Below are 7,625 nucleotides of genomic sequence, written 5' to 3' on the forward strand. Positions count from 1 at the left end.
CGCGGCGGCGGACTCGGGCGTCAGCGGACCTCGGAGATCTCCGGGCCCCGCTGGAGCTGGCCGATGCCGCCCGCGAAGCGGGAGCCCTGGTCCTCGGCCGGCGCCTGCATGCCCTCCGGCACCATCTGCGCGTCGTTCGGCAGCTTGAGGACGATCGGGTCACGCGGCGCCATCGGGCCCTCGCCCCGGACCACGACCGTGTCGCGGAAGATGTGCTCCAGCAGACCCGCGGCCTCGGGGTGCACGGCACCCTGGCCGGAGATCACACCGCGCAGGAACCACCGCGGGCCGTCGACGCCCACGAACCGGACGACCTGGAAGCCGCCGGTGCCGTCGGGCAGCTTCACCGGGACCTGGGCGCGCAGCTCCCAGCCCAGCGGTCCCTCGACCTCGTCGACGATGCCGCCCTGCTGGGTGATGCCGGAGGCGATCTCCTCGCGCACCTCGCCCCAGATGCCCTCGCGCTTGGGGGCGGCGAATGCCTGCAGCTGGACGGCGCTGTCGCGCAGTACGACGGTCGCGGCGACGATGGCGTCACCGGCGACCTCCACGCGCAGCTCCATGCCGTCGACTCCCGGCACGAACAGGCCACCGAGGTCCACCCGGCCCTCGCCCGGCTCACGGACCTCGGAGCTGTCCCACGGGCCGTCGGGGCGCGGGGCCGGCTCCAGCCTCACCCGCTCCGCCTCGGCCTCGTCCGCCCCGCTGCCGACACCGCCGACGACCTGCTCGGCCTCGCCCGCCGCGCCGTCGGCGGCTGTGCCCTTCTTGCGACGTCCGAACACGTCACTGTCCTTCCCGGTCGGATACGACCGAACCGTATCGATTCCCACCCGCCAAGTCGCCCACCGCGGCATGACCGCCGGTGGACCCGAAGCCCCCCGCGGCCCGTACCGAGCCGGGAAGCTCCGCCACCTCCTGGAAGCGGACCCTCTCGACCTGCTGGACGACCAGTTGCGCGATCCGGTCGAAGCGCTCGAACCGCACGCTTTCGCGCGGGTCGAGATTCACCACGATCACCTTGATCTCCCCACGGTACCCGGCATCCACCGTCCCTGGGGCGTTCACAAGGGCCACACCGCACCGGGCTGCCAGACCCGAGCGCGGGTGCACGAAGGCCGCGTACCCCTCGGGCAGGGCGATCGACACCCCGGTGGGGAGCACGGCCCGCTCACCGGGGGCCAGCTCACAGGCCTCGGTGGTGCGCAGATCGGCGCCCGCGTCGCCGGGGTGCGCGTACGCGGGCAGCGGCACCTCGGGGTCGACGCGGCGGATCAGCACCTCGAGGCCGTCGCTCACGGGTTGACCTCGAAGGCGCGCGCCTGGCGGCGGACGTCGGGGTCGTCCATCACCGCGCGGATCTCCTCCTGGCGGCCGTTCTCGATGAAGTGGTCGACCTTGACCTCGATGAACAGCGCGTCGGCGCGGACCGCCACCGGGCCGTCGGGGCCGTCCAGGCGCCCTTCGGCGGTGGCGTAGATCTTGCGCCCGGCCTGCGCCGTGACCTCGGCGGCGATGTGCAGCACGCTGCCCACCGGGACGGGGCGCAGGTAGTCGGTCTCCAGCCGGCCGGTGACGGCGATGGTGCGCAGCAGCCAGTTGAGGGCGCCCAGCGCCTCGTCCAGCGCGGCGGCGAGGACGCCGCCGTGGGCCAGGCCGGGGGCGCCCTGGTGCGCGGGCCGCACGGTGAACTCGGCGGTGAGGTCCACGCCCTCCCCCGCGCGCGCGGCGAGGTGGAGGCCGTGAGGCTGGCCGGAGCCGCAGCCGAAGCAGTTCGCGTAATGGGAGCCGACCGGCTCGCCGGGGGCGGGTGCGTCGGGGTGCCGCACCGCGGCGGTCGCGTCGGAGGGCGGCTGTACGGCCGTGTTCTGTGCACTCACGGCGCTGACCTTACCCGCGCGTACGCGAGGGGCCGACACCGTGCCAAGCTTGGTTCCATGGAGCGTTCCCCCTCGCAGTCCCCCCAGCAGTCCGCGTCCCCGTCCGCCTCCTCGGCGCCTCCGGCCTCGCCGGAGCCCGTGCCGGCCCGGGCCGCCGTCTCCTACGACGAGCGCCTGTCGGCGCCGTGGCACTGGTGGTTCTACTGCCTGCTGCTGGGCCTGGCGGCCGCCCTGGTGGTCTATCCGTTCGGCGTGCTGCCCATGCTGGGCGGTCTGGCGGTCGGCGCGGCCGGCTCGGCCATGGTGGTGAGTTCGTACGGTTCCGCGCGGATCCGGGTGGCGGGCGGCTCCCTGCTCGCGGGCGACGCCCGCATCCCGGTGTCGGCGCTGGGCGAGGCCGAGGTGCTGGATCCGGCCGAGGCGCGCGCCTGGCGGTCCCACAAGGCCGATCCGCGGGCGTTCATGCTGCTGCGCGCCTACGCGCCGAGGGCGCTGCGGATCGAGGTCGTCGACCCGCAGGACCCGACTCCGTACCTCTACCTGTCGACGCGCGAGCCGGATCGGCTGGCGGCGGCGGTGGAGGCGGCCAGGGCGACGGCCGCGTAGGCCGCGCCCCGCGTCATGCGCCGTGGGGGTCCCCCGGCCCGTGGCCCGGATCCCTCCGCTTCGGTGCGGAGTCGTCCGTATCCGTGCGCCCCGGCTCGTCCTGAGCGGGGTGCCCCGATCGATCCGGAGCGGGGTGCCCCGCTGCGGGGTCGGGGTGCCCCGGTGCAGCGTCGGGGTGCCACCGTCCGATCTCGGGCAGCGCCAGGGGCTGTGAGGGCTTCTCCAGCGGTGGCAGGCCCTCCAGCCGCTCCCACGGCACCTGCGCCTTCCGCAGGTCCTCGCGGATGTGCTCGGCGAACCGCCTGGTGTCACGCCGGTTGATCACGGCGCCCACGGCGGCGCCCAGCAGGAAGGGCAGCAGGTTCGGCACGTTGCGGACCAGGCGTCTCTTGATCTGCCGCCGCAGCGCCTGCTTGAGGCCGCTGTCGACGACCTTGGGGAGGGTGGCCGGGTTGCTGGCCGTGACGCCGTGCTCGGAGGTCCAGGCCGTCAGATAGGCCGTGCTGCGGGCCCGGAGGTCGCCCGGAGGGCGTTGCCCGTAGATCTCGTGCAGTTCCGCCACGAGCTTGAGTTCGACCGCCGCCACTCCGGTGATCTCCGTGGCGAGGCTGGTCGCCATGGCCGGCGGTACCGGCAGCATGTTCACGGCGCCCACACCCGCTCCCACGGTCGCCGTGGCCCTGGCCGCTCCGGCGACGAGCCGGTCGGCGATCTCCTCGGGGCCGAGGCCCGGGAAGTGCTTGCGCAGGGTGTTCAGGTCGCGCACCGGGATGCGGGGCGCGGTGGCGATCATCCGGTCGGTGACGACGCCGAGGGCGGCGTGCAGCCGGGCCGCGGCCCGCCGCCGGGCGGCGGGACCTTCCGGCGCGGCCGGCGCCGGAAGGCCGCCACCGGCCGGTTCGAGCGGGGCTCCTTCGCCGGTCACGGCATGGGGGCCCCGCTCTTCGACGTCACGCGCGCCGTTCGAGCCGACGGGCGGCTCGGGGTCCGCTCCCCGCTTGCGGGGGCGGCGCTTCCAGGGTGGGGTCGAGCCGGTCACGGCCGACCCCGCCTCAGTCGCAGTCGCGGCAGATCGGCTGACCGTTCTTCTCGCGGGCCAGCTGGCTGCGGTGGTGCACCAGGAAGCAGCTCATGCAGGTGAACTCGTCCTGCTGCTTGGGCAGCACCCGGACGGCGAGTTCCTCGTTGGAGAGGTCCGCTCCGGGCAGTTCGAGGCCCTCGGCGGCCTCGAACTCGTCGACGTCCACCGCGGAGGTGGACTTGTCGTTCCGCCGCGCCTTCAGTTCTTCCAGGCTGTCCGAGTCGACGTCGTCGTCGGTCTTGCGTGGAGTGTCGTAATCGGTTGCCATGTCGCTCTCCCCCTCTGGGTGGTCTTGGGTGTCTCCAGCGCACGTAACGCGTGAGAGGCCGGACTTGTGCCCGACCCGAGGCGGAGATTTTGCCTCACATCAAGGTCTGTTACTCAATCGACACCCAACCGGACTCCCGAAGAGTGATCGGCTCGGATGGCGAACCGGACCGTACACCCTGCGAATGCCCCAGTTCAAAGGCGTCTCTCCGTGTACTGCCCGGCATCAGGACGCCCGAAAACCCGGATTTTCCTCATTTTCGGAGCGCCTTTTCGTCACGGAGAGTAGAGGCTCTCCGTGACACATCTGTGATCGATCCCACAGCCGCCGTTCGGACGCGACACTCCGGGATTCAGCGCAGAGCGAACAGGGTGTCACCCGTTCAGAGGGGCAGAGTGACCCTCATCACCAGTCCGCCGCCCTCCCTGGGGACGGCCGTGATGTGCCCGCCGTGCGCCCGGGCCACCGAGCGGACGATCGAGAGACCGAGGCCCACACCCTTGTCACTGCCGGTCCGCTCGGTCCGCAGCCGCCGGAAGGGTTCGAACAAATTGTCGATCTCGTAGGCGGGCACCACCGGCCCCGTGTTGGTGACCACCAGCACCGCCACGCCCTGCTCGGCGCCGGTCGTGACCTCCACCCAGCCGTCCTCGGGCACGTTGTAGCGCACCGCGTTCTGCACCAGGTTCAGCGCGATCCGCTCCAGCAGGACGCCGTTGCCCTGGACCACCACGGAGGACCGAGTGCCGCGGAACTCCACGCCCCGCTCGGCCGCCTCGCCGCGCACCTGGTCCAGGGCGCGGGTCGCCACCTCCGCGAGGTCCACCGGCTTGCGCTCGACGATCTGGTTGTCGCTGCGGGCCAGCAGGAGCAGCCCCTCCACCAGCTGTTCGCTGCGTTCGTTGGTGGCCAGCAGGGTCCGCCCGAGCTGCTGGAGCTCGGGCGGCGCACCGGGGTCGGACAGGTGCACCTCCAGGAGCGTGCGATTGATCGCCAGCGGGGTGCGCAGCTCGTGCGAGGCGTTGCCGACGAAGCGCTGCTGGGCGGTGAAGGCCCGCTGGAGTCTCTCCAGCATGTCGTCGAAGGTGTCCGCCAGCTCCTTCAGCTCGTCGTCCGGACCGTCCAGCTCGATGCGCCGGGACAGGTCGGATCCGGCCACCGCGCGGGCGGTGCGCATGATCCGCCCCAGGGGCGAGAGCACCCGCCCGGCCATCGCGTAGCCGAAGGCGAACGCGATCACCGCGAGCCCCAGGAGCGCCAGCAGCGAACGGCTGAGCAGGCTGTCCAGGGCGGCCTGACGCTGGAGGTCGACGCACCGGGCGATCTCCGTGTTGAACTGCTCGAGCGAGAGCTGGCCGGTGTTGACCGCGGGGCAGCGGTCGCTGCTCACCCGGATGGGTTCGATGTACTGGACGATCTTGAACGGGGGCTGGTTGCCCGTGGAGATCGCCTGGGCGGCCAGCAGGTAGATCATCGAGAGCAGCACGATGCCGGCGATCAGGAACATGCCGCCGTACAGCAGCGTGAGCCGTATCCGGATCGTCGGGCGCAGCCACGGGAAGGCGGACCGCGGCTCCTTGGGGTCCCAGGTGGGGCGCGGCGGGACGCGCGGGGGCGGGGGCGGTGTCGGGGTGGCGGCCACGGCGTCAGATCCGGTAGCCGGAGCCCGGCACCGTGATGATCACCGGCGGCTCGCCCAGCTTGCGGCGCAGCGTCATCACCGTCACCCGCACCACGTTGGTGAACGGGTCGGTGTTCTCGTCCCAGGCCTTCTCCAGCAGCTGCTCCGCCGACACCACGGCGCCCTCGCTGCGCATCAGCACCTCGAGCACCGCGAACTCCTTGGGCGCCAGCTGGATCTGCCTGCCGTCGCGGGAGACCTCGCGCCGGTTGGGGTCGAGCCGGATCCCGGCCCGCTCCAGCACCGGCGGCAGCGGCATGCTGGTGCGCCGCCCCAGCGCCCGTACGCGCGCCGTGAGCTCGCTGAACGCGAAGGGCTTGGGCAGGTAGTCGTCCGCCCCCAGCTCCAGTCCGGCGACCCGGTCGCTGACGTCCCCGGAGGCGGTGAGCATCAGCACCCGGGTGGGGGCTCCCAGCTCGACGACCCGCCGGCACACGTCGTCACCGTGCACCAACGGGAGGTCACGGTCGAGGACGACCACGTCGTAGTCGTTCACCCCGATGCGCTCGAGGGCCGCGGCGCCGTCGTACACGACGTCGACGGCCATCGCCTCACGGCGCAGACCGGTGGCCACCGCATCCGCGAGCAGCTGCTCGTCCTCGACGACGAGTACGCGCACGTCGGCCTTCCTTCCTGACTTCCACCGGCCTGACATACCGGTGGGACCGCCTCCATCCTGCCTCTTGGGCCGGTAAGTCGGCCGTAAGGCGACAAGGGGCGCAGAAAGGCGAAGGGACCCCGGCGGATGCCGGGGCCCCTTCCTGGTGCCGGTGTCTGCGTGGTGCTCGGGTCGCGACGCCCGGTGGGCTGTCAGACGCTCGCGGCGCCGACCTCCACACCGTGCTCGGCGGCCAGACGGCGCAGGTCGTCCAGCTCGCCCTGCTCCACCTCGGCGGCGAACTCGTCGCCCTCGTCGCGTGCCTGCGTGAGGTGCGACTCGGCAGCCCTTATGCGCTTCAGCAGCCCTGCGGTGAATGCGTCCATGCGGCGCCCCCTCGTCCTGGGTCGTGGGTCGGGAAGGGACGATCACGCGGGCGGTGCGTCCGGCCGTGCCTCCGGGAGAACGGGACGGGCGGACGACGGGGCCATGACGTGCCGCATGGTGGTACGGCACGTGCGGAGCGTGATCGCGGGGTTGGAAACCGTCCTCCCCACGCGTCACCGGGTGGAAACCTTCGGCGGCAAAGAAATCTGGCATAGGCCAGACGTTCGACTCCGGGTCCCCGCGGGTTCACGCCCGCGGGGCCGTCCGGTCCCCCGACGGCCGCCGGGGCGGGCCGGGGACCGCGCGGCGGCAGGCGTCACGCCCTCAGTCGTGCCACGCCCCGAGCCGCTCCAGCAGCGCCTGCAGCGGCTCGAAGACCCCCGCGGTCGCCGCCACCGTGAGGTCGTCCGACGGGCGTTCGCCGGCCCGTCCGCCGGTCACGGCTCCGGCCTCCCGGGCGATCAGGTCCCCGGCCGCGCGGTCCCAGGGGTGCAGGCCGCGCTCGTAGTACCCGTCGAGCCGCCCCGCCGCCAGGTCGCAGAGGTCCACCGCCGCGGATCCGCCCCGACGGATGTCCCGGACCAGGGGCAGCAGCTCACGCGCCACCTCGGCCTGGTGGGCGCGCACCGCGGTGACGTAGTTGAACCCGGTGGAGATCAGCGCCTGGTCGAGGGGCGGCGACGGCCGCACCGCCAGCTTCCGCTCCCCCTCCCAGGCCCCGGTCGCCCAGGCGCCACCGCCCAGCAGCGCGTGGAAGGACTCCCCGCGCATCGGGACCTCCACCACGCCCGCCACGGTCTCGCCGTCCACCTCCGCGGCGACCGACACCGACCAGGCGGGCAGGCCGTAGAGGTAGTTGACGGTGCCGTCGAGCGGGTCGACCACCCAGCGCACCCCGCTGGTGCCGACCGAGGACGCCCCCTCCTCGCCGAGGAAGCCGTCGTCGGGCCGCCGGGCCGATATCAGGTCGACGATCAGCTTCTCGGCGGCCAGGTCCATCTCGGTCACCACGTCGATGGGGCTCGACTTGGTGGCGGCCACCGCGAGGTCCGCGGGGCGGCCGTCGCGCAGCAGCCGGCCGGCCCGCCGGGCCGCCTCCCGGCCGATCTCCAGCAGTTCCTGGC

The 7,625-nt window shown here is 73.0% G+C and carries 10 protein-coding genes; 1 reads left to right on the plus strand and 9 read right to left on the minus strand.

The features are described 5' to 3' along the window. Nucleotides 1-20: 20 nt before the first annotated feature. Genes HW445_RS12750 through HW445_RS12760 form a run of 3 tightly spaced genes read right to left on the minus strand, consistent with a single transcriptional unit; the run spans nt 21 to nt 1,880 of the window. Nucleotides 21-785 carry a DUF3710 domain-containing protein gene (locus tag HW445_RS12750; protein ID WP_180221142.1) on the minus strand — a complete coding sequence of 255 codons (765 nt, stop codon included), beginning with the start codon at nt 783-785 and terminating at the stop codon, nt 21-23. A gap of 1 nt (nt 786) precedes the next feature. After that, nucleotides 787-1,281, minus strand: coding sequence for a dUTP diphosphatase (gene dut / locus HW445_RS12755; RefSeq protein ID WP_180221147.1), 495 nt, complete (start codon nt 1,279-1,281; stop codon nt 787-789). Nucleotides 1,282-1,295: 14 nt separating this feature from the next. Continuing rightward, complete coding sequence (locus HW445_RS12760; RefSeq protein WP_180221143.1) at nt 1,296-1,880, minus strand: PaaI family thioesterase; 585 nt, start codon at nt 1,878-1,880, stop codon at nt 1,296-1,298. Nucleotides 1,881-1,937: 57 nt separating this feature from the next. On the opposite strand from HW445_RS12760, the gene HW445_RS12765 reads away from it, so the two are divergent. Beyond that, nucleotides 1,938-2,486, plus strand: a complete 549-nt coding sequence (locus tag HW445_RS12765) for a DUF3093 domain-containing protein (protein WP_180221144.1) — start codon at nt 1,938-1,940, stop codon at nt 2,484-2,486. A gap of 13 nt (nt 2,487-2,499) precedes the next feature. Here the strand turns inward: HW445_RS12765 and HW445_RS12770 are convergent, their stop codons facing one another. The 6 genes from HW445_RS12770 to HW445_RS12795 form a co-directional block, all read right to left on the minus strand. Beyond that, nucleotides 2,500-3,525 (minus strand): hypothetical protein, encoded by a 1,026-nt coding sequence (locus HW445_RS12770; RefSeq protein WP_308798994.1) that lies wholly within the window; start codon nt 3,523-3,525, stop codon nt 2,500-2,502. 13 nt (nt 3,526-3,538) lie between these two features. Further along, the gene (locus HW445_RS12775; protein WP_005481602.1) at nt 3,539-3,835 is read right to left on the minus strand and encodes a DUF4193 domain-containing protein; all 297 of its coding nucleotides are present in this window, start codon (nt 3,833-3,835) and stop codon (nt 3,539-3,541) included. 382 nt (nt 3,836-4,217) lie between these two features. Further along, the gene (locus tag HW445_RS12780; protein ID WP_180221145.1) at nt 4,218-5,477 is read right to left on the minus strand and encodes a HAMP domain-containing sensor histidine kinase; all 1,260 of its coding nucleotides are present in this window, start codon (nt 5,475-5,477) and stop codon (nt 4,218-4,220) included. 4 nt (nt 5,478-5,481) lie between these two features. After that, the gene (locus HW445_RS12785) at nt 5,482-6,135 is read right to left on the minus strand and encodes a response regulator transcription factor (RefSeq protein WP_151775310.1); all 654 of its coding nucleotides are present in this window, start codon (nt 6,133-6,135) and stop codon (nt 5,482-5,484) included. Nucleotides 6,136-6,326: 191 nt separating this feature from the next. Further along, entirely contained in the window at nt 6,327-6,500 is a 174-nt protein-coding gene (locus HW445_RS12790) for a hypothetical protein (protein WP_164540975.1), read from the minus strand. Between the two features lie 325 nt (nt 6,501-6,825). Then, a complete protein-coding gene (locus HW445_RS12795) occupies nt 6,826-7,617 on the minus strand; it encodes an inositol monophosphatase family protein (RefSeq protein WP_257231039.1) in 792 nt (263 codons plus the stop codon). Between the last annotated feature and the right edge of the window lie 8 nt (nt 7,618-7,625).

The organism is Streptomyces sp. UH6 (genome assembly GCF_013421635.1).
GTDB classification, from domain to species: domain Bacteria; phylum Actinomycetota; class Actinomycetes; order Streptomycetales; family Streptomycetaceae; genus Streptomyces; species Streptomyces abyssomicinicus.

Coding starts and splice junctions, on each gene's coding strand:
- HW445_RS12790 (WP_164540975.1), bottom strand. CDS start 6,500: ATGGACGCATTCACCGCAGGGCTGCTGAAGCGCATAAGGGCTGCCGAG.
- HW445_RS12765 (WP_180221144.1), top strand. CDS start 1,938: ATGGAGCGTTCCCCCTCGCAGTCCCCCCAGCAGTCCGCGTCCCCGTCC.
- HW445_RS12775 (WP_005481602.1), bottom strand. CDS start 3,835: ATGGCAACCGATTACGACACTCCACGCAAGACCGACGACGACGTCGAC.